We start from the raw sequence: 26,262 nt of genomic DNA on the forward strand, positions 1-26,262 counted from the left end.
TACTAAAACGCTTTTGGAAACACTAATTGCGGTAAATACAGAAAGACGCTTGGCAGTAGTATCATGGCGATAATTATCGACATAATGAGCACTATTAGCGGTATTACTGCCATAAAAGCACGCGGCATGGAAACTTCGCCAATCTGTGTTGCGATAAGCAGGCAAATACCATAGGGAGGCGTAATCAACCCTAGGGTGAGCGATAAAATCACTACCAGCGCCATATGGACCTGGTTGATATCAGCCGCGATACACAGTCCCTGAATAATGGGGAGGAAGATAATGACTGCTGTCACCGGGCTGAGGACAGTGCCAATCACTAACATGAACAGCATCACCAACAGCATGATGCCCACCCGCGATTGCGTTACGGTGAGGATAAAGTTAGCGACCTCCTGAGCGATCCCCAAGTACGAAATCAGCCATCCCATAATGCCTGCGGAAGCGACAGCAAACATCGGTAACGAAAAGGCTACAACCGAATCTGACAAAATGCCGGGAAGCTGCCTAAAACGTATCGCTCGATAAAAAACAAAGGCCAACAACACGCCTACTAAGACCGCTACCGAAGCGGCTTCCGTGGCAGTGAATACGCCTAGGGTGATGCCACCGAGCACCACTAGCGGCAGCACCATAGGTGGAGCAGCGGTGATCGCTGTACGCCCCATTTGGCGGAAAGAGAACTTACCCGTTGCTTTAATATCGTGCTTTCTCGCGATGTAATACACATATCCCATCTGCATCAAACCGACGAGTATCCCTGGCAGAATGCCCCCCATAAACAGAGCACCCACTGATACATTGCCAAAGGCACCGTAAATTACCATGAGAATCGAGGGCGGAATGATCCCCCCCAGCACAGACGATGCGGCCGTCAATGCCACAGCAAACGGCGCGGGATAGCCCGACTTCTTCATCGCAGGAATGAGCACCGCCCCCACGCTGGCAGTATCTGCAGCTGCAGACCCCGAAAGGCTGGCGAACATCATGGATACCATGACATTGATGTGGCCCAGACCGCCGCGAACATGCCCAACGGTGCTATCCGCAAAGCGCAGCAGGCGGTCGGTGATGCCCCCGTCGTTCATCAGGCGCCCTAACAACAGGAAGAAAGGCACGGCCAGTAACGGGAATGAGTTAATGCTGGCAAACATCTGATTAACGACCGAGGTTAAAGGCAGCCCCAATTGCATGATCGTCAATATGGAAGCCAAACCAATAGCAAAAGCGATAGGGACACTTAGGCCGATAAGAATCAGAAAACTGCCAATCAAGGTAATCAATGGACTCATGATTCGGGGGCCTCTCCACCACTGGCCGCATCTCTACCAGCACGCAGCTTAGCGATATCATCGCGAATAGTCTCAATAGAAAATAGCAACATGGAGATACCTGCTACGGGGATCGCGGCGAAAACATAGGCCATGGGCGTACCTAGCGCTACCGAACGTCGGTTCCAGCCCATATCCACCAGTACATTACCGTGCACAATCAGTACATAGATCACGGGCAGACAGGCTAAGCTACCGAATAAGCGTAATACCCGCTGAGTAATAACAAAGCTTGGTGGGAACACGTCCACCACATAGTGCCTACGCTTACGCAGTGCAATGGCCGCGCCAATAAAGACCGCCCAAATGAAACAAGCCATAGCAACTTCATCGGTCCACGATACTGATATTTTCAGGTAGTTACGTGCCACCACCTGATAGAGCACCGTTAGGATGAAGGCTGCAAACAGCGAGCCTGCGATAAATGTCAGGAGTTTCTCCAAAAGATCGTTTATTTTCCGCATTTTTCTACCCTTACATTGGCGCACTGCTTGCAGATGAAACACAAAACAGCACGCCAAAGCGCTGATGGCTCGCGGTTTACAGGTTGCGAATCGTGTCAAGCAGCTCAGTCAAACCACGTTCCTCAGCAAACTCGTCATGCAGAGGAACGACCGCATCAATGAAGGCCTGCTTGTCGACTTCAGTCACCGTTACACCTAGCTCCTCGAATTCCTGAATAAACTCCGCATCGTACTCCACTCCTTTTTCAGTGCCGAACTCACCCGCATTCTGGGCCGCATTGAGAATGATGGCCTGATCCTCTTCCGAGAAGCGGTTAAAGCGGTTCTCACTGATGGAAATATGGCTCATCATCACCTGGTGTTCGGTTTTGGCATGATAAGGAGCTACTTCATAAAGGCGGCTTGAGTAATAACCACTGATGGTGCTCTCGAAGGCCCCCACTACGCCGGTTTGCAGGCCAGTGTAGATTTCTGTCCATGGTAGCGATGTCGTCAACGCACCGACTGATTGCCACATATCAGCATCCAGGCGGGAACCAGTCACACGCATCTTGATACCTTGCAGATCAGAGGGCTGGGTGACAGGTCCGGTATTGGTACTTAAATTGCGCGTTCCCCCTCCTGTCAGACTCAACAACTTCAAGCCTACGCCTGACTCCTGCATAGCGTTGGCGAAGTAGTCAAACACGGGCGAGTCTGGAGAGGTGGCAGCCCGGAATTTATCCATATCTTCAAACAGATAATTAAGACTGAAAATTTCAAACTCAGGGGTATACGGCGAAATATTCATCACACCGCCAATGATCATATCGGTAGTACCGATACGAATCTCATCGACCATTGTCTGATCATTACCTAATTGGCCACCTGGGAAAATCTGTACATCGATACGCCCATCGGTCGCTTCAGCTACTTCGGCTTTAAACGCTTCAGCAGCATCAATCCATGGGTGAGGAGCACTTACTACCGTGCCCAGGCGCAAGGTTTCTGCCATAGCAGGGGAAATAAAAAGCATGGAAGTTGCGGCTGCCAGAGCCAAGCGCGAAAACGTGCGTTTTGTCATGGGGACGTTCCTCTTATATGTTTACTAGCTGTCTATAGCTGCTAGCTGCCGATAGTTACTAGCTGCCGATAGATACTCGCCAGGGATGTGCCAACGTTTTAAAAAGCGGGTGCTTGTTTAAGCTATGCTCCCGATACAGGTTCACCAAGGGTGTGCATAAGCCGGTTTGCCCAACCAAATAGAGTGGTTGAGAGGGTAAGATCCAAAATTTCCTGATCATCCAGCCCTGCTTCACGTAGGCTGGCAATATCATCTTCGGTTACTTGGGGAGGACACTCAGAGAGCCGCATGCCAAACTTAAGGATGGCACGTTGACGTGCATCGATATCCGCCTTTTCGCCATTGAAGAAGATCTCCTGCATCACCCGCTCATCACGCGTCAGGTTGTTATAACGCTGAGCATGTACAGCCGCGCAGTAGATACAGCGGTTGACGACCGATGCTGCCACCGCTCCCAGTTCCCGCTCTTCACGGGATAAACCACCCTTGTCATACATGATGCCGTTAAATAGAGACGTGCGGATACGCAGCGGCTCAGGATCATGCGCCAACACCAATACATAGTCGGAAATTTTGGTGTTGGAAGGCGTTTCTTTCAGCGCTTCCCGTTGAGCAGGCGTCGCCTGATCAAAATCAATCGGGGTGATATGGGGACGCCACGTGGGTACCCGGGTGGTGAACTTGTGAATGACACGACTCATTGGCTTTTCCCCATCACACTCAGCACAGCAGCAACGCGTAGCTGGTAGTTAACGAAAGCAACCAGCCCGGCTAAGCGGACAATATCTGCTTCATCAATGCCTGCAGCACGTAGCGAACCGATTGTTGCTTCGCTGGCATCCCGTGGTCGCTCGGTGACCAAATCAACGTAATCCACCATCGCTACCAAACGCTGCTCATCTGCTGGCGGCATTTGTCCCGGAAGGGCTAGTTGGTAAGGGTCGGCATCATCGCCATACCCAGCAAGCAAATCAGCATAGTGCTGTGTCAGCCCTGCTTGCTGGCAAATTCTCGCCATACGACATGCCAGCGCCGCTCTTAAGCTGGCAGGCAGGTTCCCGGCATCATTGGGTAGCAGTGCAGCTTCATAGGATGCTTGTGTCAGCTCCATCAATTTGCCGCGCATGGTCAGGGCTTCGGCCAGCGGGCCGCTGCTGGGCACGCCAGCGGCTGTTTCAAGTACATGTGACATTTCGGTTCCTTAACATTGCAATACAAAGACGACGTTAGCGCTACGCATTCAAGGCAATGGGGAAGGCTCCCACTCATCCCCCAGTAGTTCCGGAGAGTCGTAGTGTTCGAGTAGCTGCCAGTGGCGCTCAATGTCTTCTCGATAAAAGCCTGCGGCAATTGCGCCTGCCAGCCAGCTAGCTCCTTCGCTGATCCCAGGAATGTCACCGCTGACTTTGCCTAAACTAATAGAGGCACCATAGTTGAAGCAGTGGATATTACGCAGCCAGGGGGCCGCACCTGGCTCTCGCTCCTGGAAGGCAAAGTCGCGATCTACGTAAGGAAAATTGCCCAGCTCTTCGTGCTGAAGCTCGGTGGGTGGCTGATATCGATCACGCCACAGCAGAATACGATCGGCATACCCTGCCAGCTCGGTACGAGCCAGTGGGTCAACTTCAAACCCAGTTCCCAGAATCAGAAAGTCGCAGCGAACCTGTTTTCCCTGCTGGGTCGTGATCACCACTTCCGACCCTTCAACTCGAATATTTTCAATGCCACAACCAAAGTGAAAATAAGCATTCTCATGGCGGCTGACGCGCAACGTCGAGCCACGAGGAGGCGGCGTCTGGGTGATAAAAGAGTAATGCATAATGCGCCAGCGCCACTCATCCGGCAGCGTGGCGTAGCCATGAGTAAAGCCATAGGAGCCAATACCCATCATTTTGTTGATTGTCGGCATCTGCTGACGGCGAATCAGGAAGCGAACCTCGCTGGCTCCATGCTCTAGCGCCTCAGCAGCATTATCAATCGCCGAGGCGCCTACCCCCACCACGACCACACGCTTCCCTTTAAGGGCAGTAAAATCGATATCGTCCGCCGTGTGCGCCCAGCTAGACGCCGGCAAACCAGCAACGAAATCGGGAATCTTGGGGGCACCGGTACCTTCACGGCCAGTCGCCATAATCAGTTTACGTGTTAGAACACGTTCAGCCGTCGCGCCTGGGCCAGAAAGCTCAAGACTGAGTAGCTCTCCCTCGGGCTTCACATACTCAACCTTGACACTATTTTCGACCGGCAGGTTGAGAACTTCACGGTACCAGCAAAGGTATTCCATCCAGGTAGGCCGTGGAATCTTGTCAAGAATTTCCCAGGCCTCGGTGCCAAACTGCGCCTCATACCAAGCCCGGAAGGTCAGTGAGGCAAACCCATAGCTGGGTCCTGGTAATGTTTTCGGCGAACGCAGTGTCTCCATCCGGGCATAGTTCATCCAGGGCCCTTCTTTACCCGCTGGGTTACGATCAAAAATGCGGATATTGGCGATACCTCCCGACAATAGCGCGAAAGCCGCCACCAAACCGCACTGCCCACCGCCCACAATCACGACATCGTAAACGTGCCGCCCATCCTCTCTCTCTAATGGGGGAATCCAATTAGCAGGTGGCAGGTTCAGACAGGCGAGGTCGTGCTTCACGCGTACATTCAAGGCTTCAAGGCCGGCACCGGCCAAAGAGGGAGTGAGGGTCATGGCATCATCTCGGCTTGTGTCTGCATGGCCTGTTCGGCTTCATGGGGCCACCAGAACCAACGAACGGGTACATCTTCAGCATGGCGATTAGCGGGTAAAGGCAAGGCTTTCGCCAGTTCAACCAATTCAAGCGCTCTGGCAAAGCAATCAAGTACTGTGGCCTCGTCAGCTGTTCCAACAGATGCATCCTTAGTGAAAAGCGTATCCAATAGGCATGGCGTTACTGACTCTTCGGATTGAGCTGACGCACCAGGGCGCTGGGCAACCCAAACACCACTATGTTCATCCACAGAGTAAAGTTTCATTAATACTGGGGCATAACGCGCAATAAACTCGACCGCTGATATTACATAGTTAGCCGACTCATTGCTAAAAAAGAAGTTAAATCCGAGTCTTACCCAACCTGGGCGATATATGCTTCTACCTTTTTGGACTAACGCTTCATGCGCTGCAGCCGTATCGCTATCAATGGAAAGCAGTTCATGACCATAGGGGCCCGCGCAGGAACAGCCACCTCTAGCCTGAATACCGAATAGGTCATTCAACATGGCAACCACGAGGTTATGGTGTATCGCCCTTTCTCCAGCAGTGACATTGAACGAGAAGATGGCCAGCCTGGGCGCATTAAGTGAGCCAAGCAGGTTTAGGTTGGCTATTTTTTGCCAGCGTGCCACCGCCATGGCCACCAACTCTTTCTCGCGCAACTCAATGGTCTCAGTGCCAACTTTTGCTTTGATCCGAAACGCCAACCCCGCGCGAATGTCACCCAAAATATTAGGTGTACCCGCTTCTTCCCGACGCTCGACACTCTGAACATATTGATGATGGGACGCCGTTACATAGGATACCGTGCCGCCACCTGAAATAGATGGCTTCGCATTGCAGCACACCGCTTTGCGAATCACCAGCACGCCGGAACTTCCAGGTCCACCAACAAACTTATGAGGGGAAAGGAAGACGGCATCCAAATGATCGCCTTGGCCGCTGCCTGCCATATTGATCGCGACATAGGGCCCACTTGCCGCATAGTCGAACACAGCCAAACCGCCATATTGGTGCGCTAACTTGGCTATCTGGGCCACAGGCGACAAAATCCCCGTTACATTCGAAGCAGCCGAAAACGCCACGACTTTAACTTCCCGCTCGGCATGTGCCTGCAATTGCTGTTCTAGTATTCCCAGATCAACAAGACCATGGCTATCCAGAGGAGTACGTACCAGATCAACATCGCACTCACGCCATACCAGGTCATTGGAGTGATGCTCATAGGGGCCAACGAAAACAACCGGTTTGGAGACCTTCGAAGTCACTTGCCCATGGGTCAACTCAAGAATGCGACAGCAACGATCTATCGCCGCGGTAGCACCAGCACCAGCAAAAATGACCGCATATTCGTCATCAGCACCTACAGACTCCGCCACTGCTTGGCGAGCAGCTTCCCGTAGCCGCGTGGTCATTTTACCGGTGTAAGAGGTTTCGGTATGCGTATTGGCATACAGAGGCAACACCTCCTCCTGAATTGCCCGCTCGACGATATCCAACGCCCTTCCCGATGCCGTGTAATCGGCATAGAGCAATGGGCAGTCACCAAATGGGCCGGGAATCAAGCGCCCTTCTCCAATGACCCCACTCTGTAGGCGCTCCATCCACTCACGAGAGATCGCCGAGGGGGAGCTCGGTGGTTTTCTTGACTTGTTCCATTGAGAAGCACGATGTGACATTACTGAGCTCTATTTTCGCAATCAGCCTTTTATAAAAGGCGTCATAAGATTGGTTATTACGCGTAATGACCTTGAGTAAGTAGTCGTATTCACCTGCGAGACGATTAACTTCTACGATCTCAGGAAAGTTTTTAACCGTTTCCTGAAATGTATCAAGCCAAGCTTGGTTGTGTTTATCCGTTTTAACCATCACAAACACAGTAAGACTAAGATCCAATTTCTCAGGGTTCAGTACGGCAATTCTTTTTTCTATAATTCCGTCTTTTTCCAGCTTTTGTATTCGCCGCCAACACGGCGTAACAGAGAGACCAACCCCTTCTGCAAGCTGTGCAATAGAAAGACTATCATCGCGCTGAAGCTGTTCAAGAATTTTCAAATCAAAACGATCAATAAGCAATTTATTTCCCCTAGAAACATTCATAAGGAATTTTATTCTTTATAACCTTTGCTCGATACGGTCAAGGGAAATAATTTTTCACCTCCAACTCTGTTGATTTCAACTAAACATCTACTCCGGATAAAAGGACATCCCAAAACGGTGCAAAAAATATGCTGCACCACAAAGAAAAATACATAAAAGATTAAAATCGAAACCACTATGGTTTTAAAAGCATGGGGTTAAAAGCATGGCGTTAAAAGCACACAATTGATTAAAACTCTTTGATCGATCATGAATATATACGCCCTTGAACACGCACTCTTGAACATATCGCCCTATGAAGCACACTTTCTGCGCCGACCTCAGCCGTGAACAGAGTGATCCATTAGCTGGGAGCGCTGCCCATGCCGAACTCAATCTATTAATCAGTTGGCCGCGCGCAAAGTGGCTGCGCAAATTGCGCCATGCCAGCGACATGAACGACACGCTGAAACAGACACTAGATGACATTGCCGATAGCGGCCTACGTATTAACCTGATTCAGCAACCGGGAATGGATAAACATCAGCACCAAGTATTTCTGATGCCAGAACGGCGGCGCTTTCTGATCGCCCGCCATCACTTAGAAGACTTTTTAAGCGCTCTGCAAGCAGGCAACAGTTTGGCAGAGTGGGAACAGCCCCCGCTAGAAAAAGACCTACTGCTCTGCTGCACCCTCGGCACAAAAGACAAATGCTGCGCCAAGTACGGCTACCAAACCTATAAGGCGCTGGCTCAAACGGTTGCTGATCACCAGCTACCGTTCGAGGTCTGGGAAAGCAGCCATCTGGGTGGCTGCCGGGGCAGCTCACAACTCACCCCCGCCCAACAGTATGCAGAATTAGCCGCCCTGACTCACCTAAGTACACAACTAAGCACGGATCAGCACCAACCCCAGCTAACGCTGCTGGACGACAGCGGCAGTGAGCAAGAACGCCTGATACGCTGGCAGTGGCAACGGGGCAACACTCAAGGCCAACTCAGCGTGCGCTGCCAAGCCATCACCATCATGCGAATTGACACCTGCGCCGACCTTGAGAAAGGACCCACGGAAAGTACCGTTTGGCATATTACTCAGGTGTCATAGCCGCTTTTTCCATCAAATACTCTGCAACCGCCTGATAGGCGGGAAGTGAAGTCGGGTCATTAGCCGCATTTCCTGCCACCGGGTGCGATGCAAAGCGCACAATGACCATCTCAGCAGTGGGGTCAATATAAATGGTTTGTCCATGCACGCCTCTTGCGGCAAAGGCACCATGCTCGTTATGCAGAGACCACCACATGCCACGGTAACTGCCGCCCGGTAAATAACGGTATCCCGCGGCGGCAAACGCTTGCCTGTCGCCGCCTTGTCGAATGCGCTCAACGGCTGCTGCGGGAAATAGCCGCTCACCATTCATTACGCCTTCATTGAGCACCAGCTGGCCGACCCTGGCCATATCCCGAAGGCCAGCGCTCAAACCTCCCCCTGCGAACGGCGTACCAATGGAGTCCACGGTAAAGTAAGCATCCTGCTCCATGCCTAACCGCTGCCAAAGACGCGATGACAACAGTGATGCCACCGATTCACCCGTCGTGCGCGCGATCACCCAGCCAAGTGCATCGGTATTAATCGTTTTATAGCCAAAGACCTGCCCATGCTGCCCTTCCGGTTGTACCGTTGCGAGATACTCATAATAGGTACGCGGCCCAGTGTAATCGTCTGGTTTGGGAAGCGGGCTTGCCGCTGCATTGTAGGCCCAGATCTCAGCGTTGGGGTCACTGTAATCTTCGCTGAAAGCAAGGCCTGTGGTCATTTCAAGCAGCTGTTTAACCGTGGCATTACCAAAAGCACTGTCGGCAAGTTCCGGTAAAATATCACCCACCAGCGCTTGCTCATCCAGCACGCCTTCAGCCACCAGAATTTCACCTAGCAAGCCGGTCATTGACTTAGTCACCGACATCGCGCCGTGCTGGCCCGTTTCATCCAAACAGCCTGAGTAAGTCTCATACACCACCTGGCCTTGGTGAAGAATCAGCAGACCATCGGTGTAGTTTTCATTCAGCGACGCCTGCCACGACATAGGCTCACTAGCGTCAATCGGAGTGAAGGTGACAGCGTTTATCGCGTCATCTAATGCATAGGGCAAAGGAGCAGGTGCGCCCAACCCACGGCTGACCTGCTTAGTAGGCAACAGCTCGCGAAAGTGGCACACCGTCCAGCGCATTTTGGGGAAACTAAAGTAGTTGGAGTCTGGCTGGCCAATCAACTGCTCCGGTGCAGGTGGGAAGCCCTGCATCCAGCCTAACTGGTTCGGGTCAGAAGCTTCAGCACTTAATACCGAAGCACTCGCCTGCGGAGTATCCGCATAAACCATTGAGCTAAGCAGCAAAACGGGCAACGCAAGTGGCAATACCACACTAAAACGGCGATAAAATCGTGTCATAACCAGCTCCCAGGCACACAACGCCACATGAGCGTGAGCGTAACGCTTGAGTCTAGTGAATTCTAATCGAATGGATAGCTAGACGAGTTCAACGTTCTTTATGATTGTATTGTCCGCTGTTGTTTCTCATATCGTGACTAAATACTTGGTATTGGTTTCGACCGCTTTTCTTTGCACGATACATAGCGGTGTCGGCATTCTCGAGCAAACTATGTTCATTTGCCCCGTGGTCGGGATAGAGGCTGATTCCGATACTGACACTAATGCCTAGTTTATAGTGACCAACACAGCATGGCATCGCTAATGCCCGAAGGATTTTTTTTGCCACTCTGGCAGCATCGTTTAGTTTTTCAATTTCACTAAGCAGCACTATAAACTCATCTCCACCCTGCCGGGACACGGAGTCTGTAGCACGTACACATTCACTGAGACAGTTAGCGACGAACTGCAACAGACTGTCGCCAACAGTATGGCCAAGTGAATCATTGATGAACTTAAAGTTATCGATATCTAAATATAGCAGTGCGACATAATGGTCGTGCCGTTTTGCTAGACGGATAGCGCGAGCAAAGTGTTCTGCAAATAGAAAACGATTAGGCAGCTTGGTTAGCGCATCATAGTGGGCCTGATAGGCTAGTTGCTCTGCGCGTGTTAAAGAGTGCTTGGCATCATGAAATACAATTACCGCCCCTACCGTAACACCATGGCTATCATGGATAGGAGCCGCCGAATCTTCTATCTCTAGCTGGCTACCATCCTGGCGAATCAGCACGCAGTCCAGAGCCAACCCTACCGTGCGATTTTCTTCTATCGCTCTTAGCGCTGGGTTAGGCACGGGCTCGTAAGTTTGGATATGAACGAGTTTCAAGACCTGATCAATTGGTTTACCAAGCGCCTCTAAACTTGTCCAACCGGTTAACACTTCAGCAACGCAGTTCAGATAGGTAATCCTAGCGCTCAAATCGGTCGTCAAAACAGCATCACCGATTGAATTTAGTGTTGCTTTAGCCCAATCCCTTTCTACTTGCAGGGCATTCTCGACACTTCGCAATCGCTCGTCGGCACCTTGCTCGGCATCATTTTCTGTCGTCTGGGCGTTATTGTTTTGGTGACCACCGTACAGCATGACGTTTTTATCCATGTGTAGCCTTGCCCAAGGGTAAGGTCGGCGCTGCTTTCCTTGCAGCGCACAGTGCAACATCCTGTTCAGGCATATCCCTTGCCACACTGATAGTGACATTAGGCGGTAGATAAATAATTCACTGTGCGCTAGCGAACACAAGCAGCAAGTTATTTAAACTAAAATTGGCGACACTCATGTCCACAAATCAGCCCTATGTGCGATAGCGTACAGAGATTGTCTCAAGGCACTCTATACTTGAAAGGAGAATGTCTATCGGCTGGAGGGCGCACATCCACAAGGGCTCCCTTGTAGAAGCGGCGGCTAAAGAAAGCTGCATCTAAGCTTAGGATAATGAGGATATTCAATGCTTGAACCGAATAATTTCAAGCAAAATGCGTTGCTTGGTTTACTTCCCCAAAATGATCTCACGAATCTGCTGCCTCACCTTGAAAAAGTGACGCTGACATTGGGTCAATCACTTAGTGAACCTGGTCAGCAGATGAGTCATGTCTACTTTCCGCTGGATTCCATCGTCTCGCTGCTATGCGTGATGGAGAACGGCGCCTCGACGGAGATCGCTATAGTCGGCTACGAGGGAATTGTAGGCGTCTCGCTCTTTATGGGAGGTGAAACCACCCCCAGCCGAGCGATCGTACAGAGCGCAGGACATGCTTATCGGCTTAAAGGACAGCTGCTCAAAAACGAGTTCTACCGCGCCGGCGCCATGCAGAGACTACTGCTTCGCTATACCCAGGCCTTACTGACCCAGATGGCGCAGACAGCGGTATGCAACCGTCACCACAGCGTCGACCAACAGCTATGCCGCTGGCTGCTGCTCAGCATTGATCGGCTGCCAGGAAATGAACTGGTGATGACCCAGGAATTAATTGCCAATATGCTAGGCGTGCGTCGCGAGGGAGTCACCGAGTCAGCGGGTAAACTTCAAAAGGCTGGCTTGATCTCATACTACCGTGGGCATATCAAAGTCATCGACCGTCTTGGGTTGGAAGCACGAGTCTGCGAGTGCTACTCAGTGGTCAAACGCGAGTATGATCGGCTACTCAAGCACCATGACGTTATGTGAGCAACATTAGTGAAGCCGCTAATATAATGCCAAAAGCACCAACGCGCTATGTACGCTAGCGTGCCGACACTTAATTCACCCCAGTGTTAATATGTGTATGTACCATTAAAAACAGATGATGGTACATCTGCAGCCGACATCAAAATGATCGCGATCTTCATTGTGCCGTTTGCCAGGTTCTTTCAACCGGAGAGGCACATGACGTCTATTTTTCACGCTGCTGATGCCAATCAACTTCTTGCTGATCTACCCACTGCTGAGCAAGACGCTTTGATGGCCAGTTGCGAGACTGTGTCGCTTACCTTTGGCGAAGAACTTTACCGCGCTACCGATACAGTCACCCACGCCTACTTCCCCATCACCAGTTTCATTTCACAGATCGTTATTCTTCATGGGGATAGCCGCCTTGAAGTCGCGATGACAGGACGTGAAGGCATGCTTGGTCTCTCACTGATGCTCGGTATCCAAGAAGCGCCTCTGCTCGCAGTTGTTCAGGGAGCTGGGGGAGCACTGCGTATCAACGCTGCTAGCTTTCAACGGCTGTTGGTAGAGTGCCCAGTATTGCATTTGCGGCTAAAACGGTATCTTTACGTCGTCATTAATCAGCTAGCGAACTCAGCGGCCTGCATCCATTTTCACCGGATTGAGGAACGCCTTGCCCGCTGGCTGCTAATGACCCAAGACCGCGCCAAATCAGATAGATTGCAGCTAACCCACGAGTTCTTGGCCATGATGCTAGGCGTGCGACGAGCAGGGATTACGTTGGCGGCAATTGCCCTGCAAACACGCGGCCTAATTCGTTACCACCGTGGTGAAATCATCATCATGGATCGCCCCGGCCTGATCGAAGCGTCTTGCACTTGCTATAGCGAAGATTGTGCGCTGTATGCCCGTGTGTTGACACCACACAGCTAACGGAGCAGTGGCGGAAAACCACGCGTTACCAGCGGTACCTCAAACTGCCAATGACACTGCGAGACTCACCGTAGTAGCACCAATATTCACAGCTCGCCACGTACTCTTTATCGGTGAGATTATTAACGTTTAATTGAGCCTGCCAACCATCAGCAAACTCGTAGCCCACCATCGCATCGACCAGCGTGTAGCTACCCACGGCAGTGTTATCTGCCACACTGGTGTCTATCGTGCTCCCCACATAACGCACACCACCTCCTAAGGTAACGCCCTTCAAAGCGCCGCCGGTAAAGGCATAGTCCAACCAGGTTGACGCCTGGTGACGCGGGATCAAGGGCGCACGTTGATCATCTTCAAGGCGTGAATCGGTATAGGTATAAGCCGCCGTCACTTTTAAGTCATCCGTTAGGTAACCAACCCCTTCCAACTCAAAGCCCTGAGAGGTTCGTTCCCCCTCTTGCACCTGGAAGCCACTCGGCGAGTTGATCAGCGTATTACTCTCTTGCAGGTCAAATACTGCGGCAGTGACATAGCCGTCCCAGCCAAAGGGCGCGACTTTGACCCCAGCTTCCCACTGGCGACCTTCGCGGGGCTCGTAAAGATCACCATCGCTGTCCACTCGACCTAACGGGTCAAAAGATTCGGTATAACTGATATAGGGGTTAACACCGTTTTCCCCTAAATACATCGCACCACCAGACCAGGATACTTGGTCATCGTCTGAGCGTTGCGTTGTTCCCGCGGTAACATTCCTGTTTTCGGTATCCGCCTGGTCATAGCGAACCCCACCTAAAAGCACCCAACGGTCATCAATACGCAGCTGGTTTTGGGCGTACAAGCCGGTTTGCTCTTTATCAATTTCGCGGGTTAACAAATCATCCGCCCCTACGGGCGTAAAGTTGCCATAGGTGGGGTTGAAGATATCGATAGGATCGCCGAAGGGGAACGGATCAGCTTCTTGGCCACTCACCCCAAGGTTCTGATAATCCGCCCCCAACAGCAGGGTATTTTCTGTACGATCGGTGTACCAAGTGCCCACCATACGGTTATCAACCGTCAAACTATCAATGGTGCCATCGCGATACACATGCCCGCGTGCCGCTTGACGTTCATCAGCCATAAAGAAGGCGTACGTACTGCGCAGCTCTAAATCCAACTCGCTGTAGCGTAAATCCTGCTCGAAGCGCCACGTATCATTAAGCTGATGGCGTAGTTCATAGCCTAACGCCCACTGGGTACGGTTATCCTTATCGTAACCCGGTTCACTCAGGTTGGTTTGGGGGTCGACACGGCCAAAGGGGGTGTCTTGCACCGTACCATAGGGCAGCTTGAAGGAGTTGACTGGAACACCATCATCTTTCTGCACGCTGGCCAAAAAGGTAACCGTTGTATCGTCGCTAACATCCACCGCCAAACTCGGCGCAAAGTAGTAACGCTCGTTGTTAGTCGCGTTCAAATCACCATCACGTTCTTTATAAAGGCCGACCAAACGGTAACGAACATTGTCACTCTCGCCTACCGGGCCGCTGGTATCAATGCCCACTTGACGATGATCGCGATTGCCAAACTGTACATTCACCTCACCCTGAGGCGTTTCTGTTGGGCGCTTGCTAACCGCATTAATCAAGCCTCCAGGAGGCGCTTCGCCGTAAAGGATAGAGGATGGACCTTTGAAGACATCCACCCGCTCCAAGCCAAATGGCTCCGGCAGCCACTGGTAGAAGCCTTCGCGATAGATCCGCAGGCCATCTTGGTAAGTGGACTGATCAAACCCACGCACCTTGAACCAATCAGTGTTGTTATCGCTGCCGAAATGCCCCGAAAGCACGCCTGCACGATAACGGAAAGTTTCATCTAATTGCTGGACGTTGCGGGCTTCCAACTCCTCACGATCAACGCTGGATACAGGGCGCGGCGTTTCCACCAGCGGTGTATCTACTTTCAAGGCAGTTGCGGTTACCACGACAGGATCGTTAGCAACTCGCTCCTCTTGAGCAAGCGCCGCCAATGGCGCAACGCTGAGCATTCCACCCAGCGACACCACCAACGAGCGGCGAACCGCCGCAGTCAGCGGCGCGACAGAAAACGATATGGACGTAGGGAGCATAGGAAGGTCTCACAGGCATGAGGAGAAGCATCGTTATAATAAAGCGAATGATACGGATTTTTATTTGCATGAACAATAACGACAACGACGCAAGCCTGAGAATGGAGGATTGAAAGTAGCGGCTAGCCTGGAGAGGAAGAGATTTGGAGGTAGTAAAAAATAGGCACGGCAAAATGCAGGGGCGATAGTTGATAATCAAAAATGTACTATGTACACTAAAATATGCACTGACTAAAGGAAGTGCCCTGACGTGAGTCATGCGATTGAATTTATCGAAACCTCGACGTTCACACGCCAGATCCATGCCATTGCCACAGACGACGAATTAAAGGAACTGCAACGCACCCTGATTGCTCAACCCGACAAAGGTGACCTGATTCAGGGCACGGGAGGGCTGCGCAAAATACGCATGGCGCTGGGCGACCAAGGCAAGAGCGGCGGTGCCAGAGTTATCTACTTTTTGGCAACGGCAGAGATAATCTACTTGATACTGGCCTACCCCAAGAGCATAAAAGACAGCTTAACGCCCGATGAAAAGGCCGCACTGAAAACACTGACCCACCAACTGAAAAGGGAGGTTTCCAAATGAGCATTTTTGACGAGCTGCAATCATCACTGCAGGAAGCCGTTGAGATCAAACAAGGTAAAGCGCAGGCCAGCCGCATCACACGTCATGAGGTAGCCGATGTGAAGGCCATCCGAGCCAAACTTCATGTTTCTCAGGCTGAGTTTGCTGAGGCTATGGGAACCAGTGTGGACACTATCAAAAGCTGGGAAACCAAGCGCCGTAATCCTACAGGGCTAGCCGCTAAGGTACTGGCGACGATTCAGGACAATCCAGCTTTTTTCAACGAGCTTGCTTCGCATTAGTATCTTATTTTCTGACCGTAAAACAAAGGCAACCTTGGCTCACTGGATCAGCTGTCGCTGCCCCATGCTCTACTTCGCTTTAGTTGGAAAAGTTGGGGGAGTACAGGCGTTGGCCCTACTTCTTCTGCTATTAGATTCAAAATGCTGCGGTTATTCTATGAATCCAGGGCAGCTAATGCTGCATGTCTCGTAGCCAAGCCGTTGAGCGCTACTGGTCTACCGCTCACAGGCTTCTCCTCTTTCGAACAGCATGCCTATGAGGGGCGCAAGATTGCTTTTTTCAAAAGCATGCTGTCTGCTTACGGCCGAGACTGTGTGAAAACGCTTGGGGAGTCTTGCTCCGGCCAAAAAATGATCAAAAATCGCGCTCCCTCGCTAAATTCGAGTCATCTTCGTGGCAAAATTTCTCCAGATTTCGCGTACGGACGTCAACTTCTGGACGGCTTAAGAGTTTTCACACAGCCTCTACCAAGAGCGGACATACTAGACATAGCGAGGGACTGCATTCAGGTAGTAGATAGTTACTGCACTATTACCGATCATACTCCTTAAACTTCAGCAGCCTCACCGACACTCCTTAGTAATGCTGAATATTGATCGTTATCTTCTTTTAGCCTTTCTATGATTTTCCGGGCGGCTAATTGCATCTCTGGAACTTCAACCGGAGCTGCTCCTCTTTCAAACACACCGCACAAATGAGAATACTCATTGTTAATTCGGTCGGCTAAAACAGCTGGAACACTATCTTCTCCAAAGAAGTGGTTCAGTGTTCTTTCATTCATTCCTTGATCTGGGTACTTGTAATAAAGATAAATCTCCAAAAACTTCCTTGCATTATTGGCGAAATTGTAAAAGGTAATGTAATTCGTATCATCAATAGCACCTATATTTGCGCACTTATGGATCTGATGAAACAGGAAGTTGAACTCTGTAACATATTCTTTTAGATAAGAAGGCATAACATTCACTGTAGATGTTTTACCCTGACGAGCAACTACAAAATAAGCCTTCTGGAATCCAATACTTTTACCCCCACAACCAACATAGTTACCACTTAAACGCTTCAAATACTTGAGAAAATCAAGGTTATGTGTTGATATAAAAAGCTGTTCAAACCCTCCTTTAGCGACAACCTCAGTACTTATCAAACTATATATAAAGAAAATGTGATTGCCGTCCAGTGATGAAATAGGGTCATCAATCCAAACAATAGGCTTTAGACCCCGCGTCTCAATATCATCGAGCTTTGCCAAAAAATAACAAAACGCCAGAAGGCTACACTCTCCCTCACTCAAATGATAGGCTTTTTTTCCATCCCGTATAATTTCGAACCGGATCCGTTTCGAGCCTTCCTCATTTTTTTTGGCTTCAAGTTTAAGAAACTTATGGCCAAAAAAGTTATTTAGATAATCGTTAACTTTTTTGGCACCTTTTTCTTCATCATTCAACTCACGTTTCTTGGCGCTGATCAATCCTTGCTTTTTAATAATCTCATCAGAAATACGTGTCTTTTCTCTAGAAGCTAGCTCCATGTTAACTTTTAGGGTTTCTATAGAGTCAAGACGAGAATTGTAATCAATGGTAACAAGGTAATCTAAAACCTCTTTTAATCTTAGTGACTTTCTAGCGATAACTTGCTCGCTATTTAAAGAAACGCTGAACGAATCAGATTCAATGCAAATTTCTTTATAACGATCCCAAACTTCTTTCAAATCACTCGAAAAATCAACAGGCTTAAAGAAATCCTTAGCGTTTAAGATATCATCTTTTCTTCGCATTAGCTGCGCAACAAGATCATCTAAGGAGCTTTGGTATTCACCAACAGATGATCTAAGCACTGAATCTAATTCTGAAATTATTGCATGAAATTTAGAGTAAAAACTCGACAGATTAATTATTAAAGCTGTATTGACAAGCTTCTTCTCAACTTCAATACGTTTGATCAAAGCCTCAATGTCTTTTTCTAATTTCTCAGACTCTTCATCAAAATGTTTGTCTAGCTCTTTCCAACGCTCTTGAGAAATTGCATTGTCGCAAAAAACGCATTTTCCATGATTTCCCCTGTGGTGTGTTCGACCTTCATTTACCCAGCGATTTAAAACAGCATCCTTCACTAATTCTTCAATCTTATCTGATTCACTTATTTTTTTGGTGACCAACGCGCTTGTTTCTTGAGAAAAAATAGCAAAACTAAGATTGGGCGGAATAAATTTTGGTGTTTCGGGGAGTGGCTTTTCTTGAATGAGTTTTTCGTACTGCGAGATTTGCTCATCAGTCAATGGTATGTAGGCAGGCTTTTGAACCTCTGCCAAGTCACCTTCCAGCTTAGAGATCGTATAATTTTGATCTCCAAAGCGCTCTGAATTATACTTTATACCAATTTCTTTGTTGGTTGCCTTATCACCTAACTGCCGTTTAAGGCTATCACTTTCTTTTTTGTGCGATTGATAAGCTTCGACATATTTATGTGTAGCGCCCTTTCCTTCCAAAAACAAACCGCTTTCTTGTCCTTCATCACTTGAGCCCAACTCAGCTTCCAGATCTTCAATTTCTTTTTCAATTTTATTATTATCATCACCAAGAATAGCAAATGGCTCAACACTGTCATCAGGATTAGTGATAAAACGCAAATTTTCTCTGACAAAATCCTCATTAAATACACGTGATATTATCCCATGACCCTTTAGGCCTTCTTGAGTAACCTCGGTATTATCAGAAAATTTAAGGCTTAACAAAGGAGAGCCATATTTATCAGAAACACTACCCGTTTCTAACGCACGAATAATTCGTGAAAGAGTTGTTTTTCCGGAATAGTTTCTACCGTAGATGATATTGATATCAACAAAACTTTGAACTGCACCAGATTTTCCCTTAACTTCATGATCCCAAGAAAAATCCTCAAAAACGCCAAGCTTTTTTATGTGTTGTATCTTTTTCAGCATACAAAACCTCCCTCAAAACTATAACATCCTGTTTTTTTTAAGACGGAGTAAAAGTACGACGTTCGCTTTGGGTCGAGCCCCGACTGTAAATTAACCTTAGCACATGACGAGCATGAATTGAGCCATTCTTTGACCTCTACCTGATGGAGGAACATGCCATAAACGTTTTGACTGAAATCTCCTGTACACCTACCCCTTGGAATAAAGGCAAGTTGGTTGGGCAGAAGGCGCCACTGCGTCTTCGAGATAGCTGGGCAATACGTGTTCGCATACAGCTCGCCAAAAAGACGAGAGACCTCGCCCTCTTCAATTTAGCCATCGACAGCAAATTACGGGGCTGCGACCTCGTCAATTTACGAATACGGGATATAGCCCATGGCACGTGCATATCCCCATGAGCCATTGTGATGCAGCAAAAGACACATCGACCTGTCCAGTTCGAAATTACCGAGCAAACTCGGATCGCTATTACCGACTGGATACAGCTTGCTCAGCTCCGGAGAGAGGACTTCTTGTTTCCCAGCCGAATCAATAGCTCAAAGCATCTTTCAACGCGCCAATATGCCCGTATTGTGAAAGCCTGGGTCACCGAAATAGGTCTAGATGCATCAATTTATGGCACGCACACGATGCGTCGTACAAAAGCTTCGCTGATATATCGTCGCACGAAAAACTTAAGGGCAGTGCAGCTGCTCCTGGGTCATACGAAGCTGGAAAGCACCGTCAGATATCTTGGGATTGAAGTAGATGATGCTTTGGAAATGGCAGAACAGACAGAAGTTTGATATGGACAAACGACGGTCGATATCGGGCCGCCGTTACCCAGCCATAAGCGGTCTTTTAGGTATCACTGAAGTAGCGATTTAACGCCCGGCTCACGCGCCGATTTGGAGCCGCAAAGCGGCGGAAAATCGGTCGCTGTGCAGCCGATTGTTAACACTTTTAAAAGCCATTGACGAAGTTAGCGATCCCACTCCAAGTCCATGTTATTTTTCTAATACCATTTAGCTCAACTGGAGCATCGTTAGCCGTTGCATCACCGATGTAGACTCCAATTACTGGGATACCTTCTTCCTTTGCACATTTGATTTCCCATATAGCACCGTCAGCCTGCTTAAGGTTCTTCGTGATAAGAACTACAACCCCATCACATCCCTTAATTTTGGTTCGGCAGCGCGATTTCCATGAATCGCTCCAAGGCTCCTTCACGGACATATCCACAAGTTCATAAGGGACTTTCTCAGCTCTTGCCTGGCCGACGAAAAGGTCTCTCATTCTCTCGTCTTCGATCGCAAAGCTCGTAAATATACGTTTCGCCATATCATTCTCCTTGGTTTTTGCAGAGTAGTGATGACCATTCGATTTGGCCCATTAAAGTCACCATATCAGATTGCATGAAGACGTATATAGCCTCCACCAAAATTACAAATAAAACAAACCACCGAAATCTTCTCACGACTTTTGCTTCAGTTTCAGTGTTTGACTCGTAACCTACTTGGTCTTTCAATACATTCCACTCATGCTCGAACATATTGGTTCTAAGCTGCTTTTCTATTTGATCAATAACGATGAACTTACCTGTATTCAGCTTTCCATATGAACGTACAAGCTTTTCCCATAGAAATGTAACTAAAAGTGCCATTACAGAAAGAGCCAGCATCCCAATAGCACCGACCACCGAAAACTCGAAGGACTTACCAACCACAAGGGAAATAGATAGGATCGAAGATGTAACCGTAAAGAACAAGTTGTTAACTCTCATTCTTTGATCAGTTACTTTCTCAGTAGACCCAACCATTATCTTGTACTGTTCGAGTAGAAGTTGGCGATCCTCCTCGTAAGTTCTCTCTAGATACGACCAGCAGTTTTCAGGCTTTCTAAAGACAGGAAAACCTTGGCAGAACATAACGGAATTATCGCAAGCAGACGGCAGCCTTATGCCGACAATCTGCTTATTCAGAGACTTTGCTTTAGCATATTCCCATTTCATAGGATCGCTTTTGAAAGTATCTTCCCCGATAAAAAAGACGACAAAGTCAACCTCCTTGAACTGCTTTTCAACACTCTCTTTCCAGTTCTCGGAATGCTCAGTCTCTCTAAGAATTGCGATCGCTTCGCCCGCAATAGACAGCAACTCACCCAAAACTCTGTCGGTTGCCTCTGAGTCAATAGTTCTGTTGCAGACAAATATTTTCAAATCCGTTCGACTCCATATGTGTCAGGGTTGGTGGTGCTAACGCCCCCAAGCCGGGGCATATTTTGCGTTTTGAGCGCAGCGAAGCAAAATATGTCCCACTGCCTAGGATTGTTAGCAATTTTGATAGAACTACAATCAGCTAGCTCATCCAAGCATTGTTGTAAGGATTAACCTTATACTCCGCTTTGCAGCTTGGATGTGGACAATCGAATACGCCAGCCACTACACCCCTATTTTGGAGAATAGATATACGCTTTGCCACCATGCACGAAGGACAGGCATAGTGCTCAGGACTTCCCTTGAACTGGTATACGACTGCCTTTCCCGGCGCCTCCACAAGCTCATATGAGTCCATTTGGACGCGCCATTCTTCAAGGTCTGCAATTTTCTGTTTTAGGCTATGATTCTCTTCTTGGAGAGAGAACATCACTGACTGAGCATTGAACAAGCTGTCTTGAGCCTCCATAAGCGTTTTCATGGCGGCACTAACCTTCTCCTTAGCCTCTGCGTCTATCTTTGCGTCTAGCAGCGTCTGGAAGATCTCTTTGGTATGCCTGAAGCCGTCATATGCGCCTTTTATCGCGGTGATATCCATTCTCAAAATCTCAGCTGGTGGAAAACCCTAGAATTGCTAACAGTTTATTAGTGCGCATTCGTGTTTTTCTGGCCACCACTATCCTGACCATATAGTTATAATGCATTGAAATTTAAAGAAATAAATGCCGCCTACGCGATGCGCTTTGCCAGAAAAATGCGCATGCGCGTTAACATTTTCACTACCCTTTGGATATTGCACATAAACATCAATAGCTTTCCCCTAACACCTTGTTTCATAAAAACTTTGAAGAAGCCGCTCCAGAAAAACAAGCATTCATATTTTAAACCCCACCAGAAAAACGCGCATCGTGAGCCAAAGGCACTTATGAATATCCGGTTTTCAGCGAAGTCCGCTAAGGGTCGTTATCCGCCATAACAGGCCCCTTCGGTAAATTGCTACTCAGCACGCAAGTCACGGCTCGACCTCCTCGTCAACGGCTTGAGTAGTCAGCAGCACAAACTGCCCCCCCGTCTCTTCATCTTCTATCAACAGCATGCTGTGCTTCTCGTGGTTGCTGAGTACAGCGTCGGTGACTTTCTTCGGGAACAGGCCATGCACCACCTGGTCTTCGCTGTGGTTGAGCATCTGGGCCATGATCGCATCGTCACACTCAATGCGGCCGGTAATGCCGTTGACGAAGTGTAGCTTGTCATCGTCGCTTACCTCGGCCAGACGCTGCTTCTCCGGGTCGTGGGGCTTGCCTGAACGGTCATCGGTGACCGGAGTGAGGCCGTGCCGCAGCCCGTTATACCCTCGGTGGTGTCATGTTTGAACTGAGCTTCCCTGCTGTTCGCCATGTCATCCCCTGTGCGAGGCGTAATTATTCGTAACAGACTAGCGCCTTAGAGGTGTAAGGAGAAGTCTACTTAGGGGGACATCGCTGGGGTATTAAGAATTACACCGAAGGCTGGCCAGCTTACGCGCCTGATCCGAGGTAACGCCGTGTGATGCAAGCCTGGCGGTCGTCACGACGGCGCCATACGGGGTCTTGTGCAGTAGCTAGTTTATCTTAAAGTACAGAAACGCCATTAAAGGACGTTTTTAGCGAAGAATTTAAACCGAAAGCTGAGTCTCCGGCCCTGCTTGAATCCAAGTTTAGCCAGATCAGTTAGAGCTGAACATCGGCAATTTCGTCACGCACGGCGGCCAGTTGCTACTCGTCCAGCTCCCTGGACTTCGCCTCAGCCACTGGAAGCACTCCTGCAGCTTTACGCGTGAAGTAAACGACGCCAGAGCCTGCTACTGGGCCAAGCCACTCCATTGCCTATATCAACGCCAGAGCGTGAAGCAAAAATGCACTCGGCTCGATACACCACACATCAATGACAAGGCAGAGCGGTTCATTCAAACCGCTCTGCCTGAGAGTGGGCCTAAGCCTAGCACTATGAAAGTTCGGAAGCGCCAAGCGAGCCTCCGCCCGCATGGCTTTACCAGTACAACTGGCATCGGCCCCATATCAGCCTGAATGATCAGCTTCCTGTTAGCAGGCCAATTGCTTCAGTGAAAAAACCTAGTGGGTTGACACACTTAGTGCGCTGCTTGCTCAGGCATTGGCTCGCCTCCCACCAGTGCGTCCAACTGTCTCTTCGAGCATTCCCGAATGGCAATGAATCCGATGATAAAGGCGCCGATGGGAATCACAGCAAGTACCGAGCTGACAGCCACGCTGAGTCCAGTCACCTGAGTGAAGTTGCCAAGTACTAGGTACAGGATAAAGGTCAATAGCAGACAGGCAACAACGGGGACCACACGGGTCGCCACCACCCGGCCTTGGGCGAGGGAAGGAGAGCGGTAAAAGAACACGACCGTCGCCACCGAGGTTAGCAGCATGAGAAGCACCATGCCGACCGTGGCAATGCCGGCCATGGAGCCGAATACTCCGACCAGCGGGCTGGCACCACTGAGCGCGCACAGCGCCACCAGCACCAGGGCGCTCGCAGACTGGATCAGCGACGACACATGTGGCGAGCCATGCGAGTGGTGAACTTTCGAGAAGATACTGGGCAAGATATCGAAGTTCGCCAGCACGAACTGGTAACGCGCCACGATATTGTGGAACGACAGGATGCAGGCGACGAGGCTGGTCAGCAGCAACACTTCCATGATGTCGGTAAGAACACGGCCGGTATAGAAACGTGCGGTATCCAGCACCATGTTGCCGCCGTTGCCAAGGTAGTCGTTGGCGACGGCATGTACGGTATCCGGGCCCCAAGCGTACACTAGGCACCAGCACGATACGGTATAGAAGCCGCCGATGATGAAGACCGCCCAGTAGGTTGCCCGGGGAATAGTACGATCCGGGTCATGCGCTTCATCGCGAAACACGGCGGTGGCTTCGAAGCCGATGAACCCCGTCACGCTGAACAGTACCGCGATGCCAAACGGCCCCCAGTCGCCGGTCGCGGCAGGCACCGCAGGCAGAATGCCCAGGGCACTGCCACTGGGTTCAAGCACAATGAACGCGTTCATGACAATGACCACCCCGATTTCCAGGATGAGCGCTACCGCCAGCACCTTCGAACTAAGCTCGATATCGCGATACCCTAGGGCGGCGACCACCACAAGCGCTCCACCGGCATAGAGCCACCAGGGCAGCGACGGCCCCCCGATAGTGGTCATCGCCTCGGCGGCGGCCCAGCCAAAGAACCCATAGATGCCTAACTGAATGGCCGTATAGGTGATCAGAGCCACAAAGGCGGTTGCCTGGCCCGCTCGCGGCCCCAGCCCGGTACCCACATAGGTAAAAAAGGCGCCAGCCTCCTTCACGTGGGGCGTCATCGCGACAAATCCTACCGAAAATAGGAACAGCACGAGGGAGGCAAACAGAAAGCCCAGCGGCGCCATCGCGCCATTGCCAAGTCCGAGCGCCAGCGGAGTATTGCCGTTGACGACTGTCAACGGAGCGGCGGCGGCAACGACCATAAACACGATGCCCGCGGTGCCGAGTTTCCCCGACAGCCGATTGTGCTGGCTCGAGAGAGCCGTGGAACAAGCTTGAGAAGTCTTCATGAGTAGGTGGTTTCCTTATTGTTGTTGGTCGGAAAACATCAGTTGCACGTTTTAGGCAGGCATCGGCGGCTTCGCCTCCATACCCAATCCGGCCCGACGCATGAGCGGCGCCAGCCGCTGTAGATCCAGTGCGGGGCACCATCCCTGGGGCTTGGCCATCGGTGCGCCTTCGGCCATAAACATGGCGTTGAGAACGGCCTCGTCGGTGGCTTGCACTACCGCCATATAAAGGTCGTCGAAGCACTCGTCGTTGAGGTGGCACATCTGCTGTCGGGCTTTCCCCAGTTGAGGCAAGGGCCCGTCATTTGCGGTGCTGAAGGCCAGGAAGATGTCGCCCGAATCATTGCCACCGGGACTGCCGGTGCGCGAGATGCCGAGCCCGGCACGCTGGGCCAGGCGCTTCAGCTGGTGTGGCAGCATGGGGGCGTCCGTCGCGATAATGGCGACGATGGAACCGCGCTCACGGTTGAGTTCCTTGGGCCAGTTGCCATCATCCAGAGCCTTGCCGACAGGAACCCCTAGCACGTTGAGCCAGTCTCGCTTGCCATGGTTGGCCTGGACCAGCACGCCGACGGTATACGCCTGGTCATCGATGACGACTCGCCGCGACGAAGTCCCCGTTCCGCCCTTGAAGCCATAGCAGATCATGCCGTTGCCGCCGCCGACGTTGCCTTCTTCGAGGTTGCCAGCATGGGCGCTGGACAGGGCCGCGTGGACATGGTGAGCCTCAACGTGCTGGCCGTTGATGTCGTTAAGCACACCATCGTAGGTTTCTGCGACCACCGGCATCGCCCACAGATGGTGTGCCTCGAAGGTCGCGGCGTACTGCTCCAGCATCCAGCGCGTGGTGGCATGGTGGACGATCCCTACGCTATGCGAATTCGTCAGACAGACCGGGCCGACAAAGTAGCCGCCGTGCTCGATCCAGTGGGTACCGGTCATTTCGCCGTTGCCATTGAGCGCGTGAAACCCTGCCCAGACGGGGCGCGGTGTGCGACTTCGCCCGTGTGGCAGGATGGCGGTCACACCGGTCTTGATCGGCCGGCCGTTGGCAGCCTTGCCATTGAGCGTCTCGTAGCCGACCAGCACACCAGGGACATCGGTGATGGCGTTGTACACGCCTGGCTCCCCGGGCGGTGACAAGCCTGCTTCGCGTACTCGCATTCTCTGCATAGACATAACCTCCCCATCATCAGTGGTAGAATCCCATCGCCGACGCGAGCTTCGCGTGGCCTTGAAGCGGTCGGGCACTCTCCTGTTCGGGAAGCCGACGGTATTCGTGCTCGACTTCGCTGCCCC

At 50.5% G+C, this 26,262-nt stretch carries 24 protein-coding genes and 1 pseudogene; 6 read left to right on the forward strand and 19 right to left on the reverse strand.

Annotation, left to right across the window (positions count from 1 at the left end; all coding sequences use genetic code 11):
* Positions 1 to 2: 2 nt before the first annotated feature.
* From K7H08_RS07285 to K7H08_RS07320, 8 genes are all read right to left on the reverse strand, one after another.
* Positions 3 to 1,292: a TRAP transporter large permease gene (locus tag K7H08_RS07285; RefSeq protein ID WP_146941951.1), complete on the reverse strand. Its 1,290-nt coding sequence runs from the start codon at positions 1,290 to 1,292 to the stop codon at positions 3 to 5.
* Positions 1,289 to 1,795, reverse strand: coding sequence for a TRAP transporter small permease (locus tag K7H08_RS07290; protein ID WP_038477446.1), 507 nt, complete (start codon positions 1,793 to 1,795; stop codon positions 1,289 to 1,291). The genes K7H08_RS07285 and K7H08_RS07290 overlap by 4 nt, the downstream gene beginning before the upstream one ends.
* Positions 1,796 to 1,871: 76 nt before the next feature.
* A complete protein-coding gene (locus tag K7H08_RS07295) occupies positions 1,872 to 2,858 on the reverse strand; it encodes a TRAP transporter substrate-binding protein (RefSeq protein ID WP_051626349.1) in 987 nt (328 codons plus the stop codon).
* Between the two features lie 122 nt (positions 2,859 to 2,980).
* The gene (locus tag K7H08_RS07300) at positions 2,981 to 3,559 is read right to left on the reverse strand and encodes a peroxidase-related enzyme (RefSeq protein WP_038477449.1); all 579 of its coding nucleotides are present in this window, start codon (positions 3,557 to 3,559) and stop codon (positions 2,981 to 2,983) included.
* Positions 3,556 to 4,050 (reverse strand): CMD domain-containing protein, encoded by a 495-nt coding sequence (locus K7H08_RS07305; protein ID WP_120386496.1) that lies wholly within the window; start codon positions 4,048 to 4,050, stop codon positions 3,556 to 3,558. The genes K7H08_RS07300 and K7H08_RS07305 overlap by 4 nt, the downstream gene beginning before the upstream one ends.
* A gap of 48 nt (positions 4,051 to 4,098) precedes the next feature.
* On the reverse strand, positions 4,099 to 5,553 hold the full coding sequence (locus tag K7H08_RS07310; RefSeq protein ID WP_231657580.1) for an NAD(P)-binding domain-containing protein: 1,455 nt from the start codon (positions 5,551 to 5,553) through the stop codon (positions 4,099 to 4,101).
* Complete coding sequence (locus K7H08_RS07315) at positions 5,550 to 7,274, reverse strand: aminotransferase class V-fold PLP-dependent enzyme (RefSeq protein WP_231657581.1); 1,725 nt, start codon at positions 7,272 to 7,274, stop codon at positions 5,550 to 5,552. Before K7H08_RS07315 ends, K7H08_RS07310 begins: the two co-directional genes overlap by 4 nt.
* A complete protein-coding gene (locus tag K7H08_RS07320) occupies positions 7,204 to 7,671 on the reverse strand; it encodes an Lrp/AsnC family transcriptional regulator (protein ID WP_198348988.1) in 468 nt (155 codons plus the stop codon). Before K7H08_RS07320 ends, K7H08_RS07315 begins: the two co-directional genes overlap by 71 nt.
* A gap of 319 nt (positions 7,672 to 7,990) precedes the next feature.
* Here K7H08_RS07320 and K7H08_RS07325 point away from each other — a divergent pair, with 319 nt between their 5' ends.
* Positions 7,991 to 8,779 (forward strand): sucrase ferredoxin, encoded by a 789-nt coding sequence (locus K7H08_RS07325; protein ID WP_231657582.1) that lies wholly within the window; start codon positions 7,991 to 7,993, stop codon positions 8,777 to 8,779.
* Here K7H08_RS07325 and K7H08_RS07330 read toward each other — a convergent pair.
* The gene (locus K7H08_RS07330; RefSeq protein ID WP_231657583.1) at positions 8,763 to 10,118 is read right to left on the reverse strand and encodes a serine hydrolase domain-containing protein; all 1,356 of its coding nucleotides are present in this window, start codon (positions 10,116 to 10,118) and stop codon (positions 8,763 to 8,765) included. The two genes, K7H08_RS07325 and K7H08_RS07330, sit on opposite strands and share 17 nt — an antisense overlap.
* A gap of 88 nt (positions 10,119 to 10,206) precedes the next feature.
* Complete coding sequence (locus K7H08_RS07335) at positions 10,207 to 11,259, reverse strand: diguanylate cyclase domain-containing protein (RefSeq protein WP_231657584.1); 1,053 nt, start codon at positions 11,257 to 11,259, stop codon at positions 10,207 to 10,209.
* Between the two features lie 346 nt (positions 11,260 to 11,605).
* Here K7H08_RS07335 and K7H08_RS07340 point away from each other — a divergent pair, with 346 nt between their 5' ends.
* On the forward strand, positions 11,606 to 12,325 hold the full coding sequence (locus K7H08_RS07340) for a Crp/Fnr family transcriptional regulator (protein WP_231657585.1): 720 nt from the start codon (positions 11,606 to 11,608) through the stop codon (positions 12,323 to 12,325).
* 198 nt (positions 12,326 to 12,523) lie between these two features.
* Positions 12,524 to 13,240 (forward strand): Crp/Fnr family transcriptional regulator, encoded by a 717-nt coding sequence (locus K7H08_RS07345; protein ID WP_231657586.1) that lies wholly within the window; start codon positions 12,524 to 12,526, stop codon positions 13,238 to 13,240.
* A 25-nt stretch (positions 13,241 to 13,265) separates the two neighbouring features.
* Here K7H08_RS07345 and K7H08_RS07350 read toward each other — a convergent pair whose 3' ends face one another.
* Entirely contained in the window at positions 13,266 to 15,266 is a 2,001-nt protein-coding gene (locus tag K7H08_RS07350) for a TonB-dependent siderophore receptor (RefSeq protein WP_231657683.1), read from the reverse strand.
* Between the two features lie 331 nt (positions 15,267 to 15,597).
* Here K7H08_RS07350 and K7H08_RS18465 point away from each other — a divergent pair, with 331 nt between their 5' ends.
* Together K7H08_RS18465 and nadS are read left to right on the forward strand one after the other, a co-directional pair.
* Complete coding sequence (locus K7H08_RS18465) at positions 15,598 to 15,936, forward strand: type II toxin-antitoxin system RelE/ParE family toxin (protein ID WP_231657587.1); 339 nt, start codon at positions 15,598 to 15,600, stop codon at positions 15,934 to 15,936.
* Complete coding sequence (gene nadS, locus K7H08_RS07360; protein WP_038477473.1) at positions 15,933 to 16,217, forward strand: NadS family protein; 285 nt, start codon at positions 15,933 to 15,935, stop codon at positions 16,215 to 16,217. The genes K7H08_RS18465 and nadS overlap by 4 nt, the downstream gene beginning before the upstream one ends.
* Before the next feature lie 548 nt (positions 16,218 to 16,765).
* Here the strand turns inward: nadS and K7H08_RS07365 are convergent.
* The gene (locus K7H08_RS07365) at positions 16,766 to 19,159 is read right to left on the reverse strand and encodes an AAA family ATPase (RefSeq protein ID WP_231657588.1); all 2,394 of its coding nucleotides are present in this window, start codon (positions 19,157 to 19,159) and stop codon (positions 16,766 to 16,768) included.
* Between the two features lie 407 nt (positions 19,160 to 19,566).
* Here K7H08_RS07365 and K7H08_RS07370 point away from each other — a divergent pair.
* A pseudogene (locus K7H08_RS07370) lies at positions 19,567 to 19,881 on the forward strand (tyrosine-type recombinase/integrase); the annotation flags it as partial.
* Here K7H08_RS07370 and K7H08_RS18495 read toward each other — a convergent pair.
* The 7 genes from K7H08_RS18495 to K7H08_RS07400 all read right to left on the reverse strand — a co-directional run bounded on the left by K7H08_RS18495 (position 19,834) and on the right by K7H08_RS07400 (position 26,082).
* Positions 19,834 to 19,953, reverse strand: a complete 120-nt coding sequence (locus K7H08_RS18495; RefSeq protein ID WP_442908338.1) for a hypothetical protein — start codon at positions 19,951 to 19,953, stop codon at positions 19,834 to 19,836. The pseudogene K7H08_RS07370 and the gene K7H08_RS18495 sit on opposite strands and share 48 nt — an antisense overlap.
* Before the next feature lie 148 nt (positions 19,954 to 20,101).
* Entirely contained in the window at positions 20,102 to 20,479 is a 378-nt protein-coding gene (locus K7H08_RS07375; protein ID WP_231657590.1) for a TIR domain-containing protein, read from the reverse strand.
* A 1-nt stretch (position 20,480) separates the two neighbouring features.
* Positions 20,481 to 21,356: a RipA family octameric membrane protein gene (locus K7H08_RS07380; RefSeq protein ID WP_231657591.1), complete on the reverse strand. Its 876-nt coding sequence runs from the start codon at positions 21,354 to 21,356 to the stop codon at positions 20,481 to 20,483.
* A gap of 139 nt (positions 21,357 to 21,495) precedes the next feature.
* Positions 21,496 to 21,951: a hypothetical protein gene (locus K7H08_RS07385; RefSeq protein ID WP_231657592.1), complete on the reverse strand. Its 456-nt coding sequence runs from the start codon at positions 21,949 to 21,951 to the stop codon at positions 21,496 to 21,498.
* A 414-nt stretch (positions 21,952 to 22,365) separates the two neighbouring features.
* Positions 22,366 to 22,539 carry a hypothetical protein gene (locus K7H08_RS07390; protein WP_231657593.1) on the reverse strand — a complete coding sequence of 58 codons (174 nt, stop codon included), beginning with the start codon at positions 22,537 to 22,539 and terminating at the stop codon, positions 22,366 to 22,368.
* A 942-nt stretch (positions 22,540 to 23,481) separates the two neighbouring features.
* Entirely contained in the window at positions 23,482 to 24,963 is a 1,482-nt protein-coding gene (locus tag K7H08_RS07395) for an APC family permease (protein ID WP_231657594.1), read from the reverse strand.
* A 51-nt stretch (positions 24,964 to 25,014) separates the two neighbouring features.
* Positions 25,015 to 26,082 (reverse strand): DmpA family aminopeptidase, encoded by a 1,068-nt coding sequence (locus tag K7H08_RS07400; RefSeq protein WP_231657595.1) that lies wholly within the window; start codon positions 26,080 to 26,082, stop codon positions 25,015 to 25,017.
* Positions 26,083 to 26,262 lie beyond the last annotated feature (180 nt).

This window comes from Halomonas sp. IOP_6 (assembly GCF_021151565.1).
In the GTDB taxonomy this organism is placed as follows: domain Bacteria; phylum Pseudomonadota; class Gammaproteobacteria; order Pseudomonadales; family Halomonadaceae; genus Vreelandella; species Vreelandella alkaliphila.

Bases quoted from the DNA above. Each gene is read 5' to 3' on its own strand.
- K7H08_RS07285 (WP_146941951.1), bottom strand. From the start codon at position 1,292: ATGAGTCCATTGATTACCTTGATTGGCAGTTTTCTGATTCTTATCGGC.
- K7H08_RS07290 (WP_038477446.1), bottom strand. From the start codon at position 1,795: ATGCGGAAAATAAACGATCTTTTGGAGAAACTCCTGACATTTATCGCA.
- K7H08_RS07295 (WP_051626349.1), bottom strand. From the start codon at position 2,858: ATGACAAAACGCACGTTTTCGCGCTTGGCTCTGGCAGCCGCAACTTCC.
- K7H08_RS07300 (WP_038477449.1), bottom strand. From the start codon at position 3,559: ATGAGTCGTGTCATTCACAAGTTCACCACCCGGGTACCCACGTGGCGT.
- K7H08_RS07305 (WP_120386496.1), bottom strand. From the start codon at position 4,050: ATGTCACATGTACTTGAAACAGCCGCTGGCGTGCCCAGCAGCGGCCCG.
- K7H08_RS07310 (WP_231657580.1), bottom strand. From the start codon at position 5,553: ATGACCCTCACTCCCTCTTTGGCCGGTGCCGGCCTTGAAGCCTTGAAT.
- K7H08_RS07315 (WP_231657581.1), bottom strand. From the start codon at position 7,274: ATGTCACATCGTGCTTCTCAATGGAACAAGTCAAGAAAACCACCGAGC.
- K7H08_RS07325 (WP_231657582.1), top strand. From the start codon at position 7,991: ATGAAGCACACTTTCTGCGCCGACCTCAGCCGTGAACAGAGTGATCCA.
- K7H08_RS07330 (WP_231657583.1), bottom strand. From the start codon at position 10,118: ATGACACGATTTTATCGCCGTTTTAGTGTGGTATTGCCACTTGCGTTG.
- K7H08_RS07335 (WP_231657584.1), bottom strand. From the start codon at position 11,259: ATGGATAAAAACGTCATGCTGTACGGTGGTCACCAAAACAATAACGCC.
- K7H08_RS07340 (WP_231657585.1), top strand. From the start codon at position 11,606: ATGCTTGAACCGAATAATTTCAAGCAAAATGCGTTGCTTGGTTTACTT.
- K7H08_RS07345 (WP_231657586.1), top strand. From the start codon at position 12,524: ATGACGTCTATTTTTCACGCTGCTGATGCCAATCAACTTCTTGCTGAT.
- K7H08_RS07350 (WP_231657683.1), bottom strand. From the start codon at position 15,266: ATGCTCAGCGTTGCGCCATTGGCGGCGCTTGCTCAAGAGGAGCGAGTT.
- nadS (WP_038477473.1), top strand. From the start codon at position 15,933: ATGAGCATTTTTGACGAGCTGCAATCATCACTGCAGGAAGCCGTTGAG.
- K7H08_RS07365 (WP_231657588.1), bottom strand. From the start codon at position 19,159: ATGCTGAAAAAGATACAACACATAAAAAAGCTTGGCGTTTTTGAGGAT.
- K7H08_RS07375 (WP_231657590.1), bottom strand. From the start codon at position 20,479: ATGGCGAAACGTATATTTACGAGCTTTGCGATCGAAGACGAGAGAATG.
- K7H08_RS07385 (WP_231657592.1), bottom strand. From the start codon at position 21,951: ATGGATATCACCGCGATAAAAGGCGCATATGACGGCTTCAGGCATACC.
- K7H08_RS07390 (WP_231657593.1), bottom strand. From the start codon at position 22,539: ATGCTCAACCACAGCGAAGACCAGGTGGTGCATGGCCTGTTCCCGAAG.
- K7H08_RS07395 (WP_231657594.1), bottom strand. From the start codon at position 24,963: ATGAAGACTTCTCAAGCTTGTTCCACGGCTCTCTCGAGCCAGCACAAT.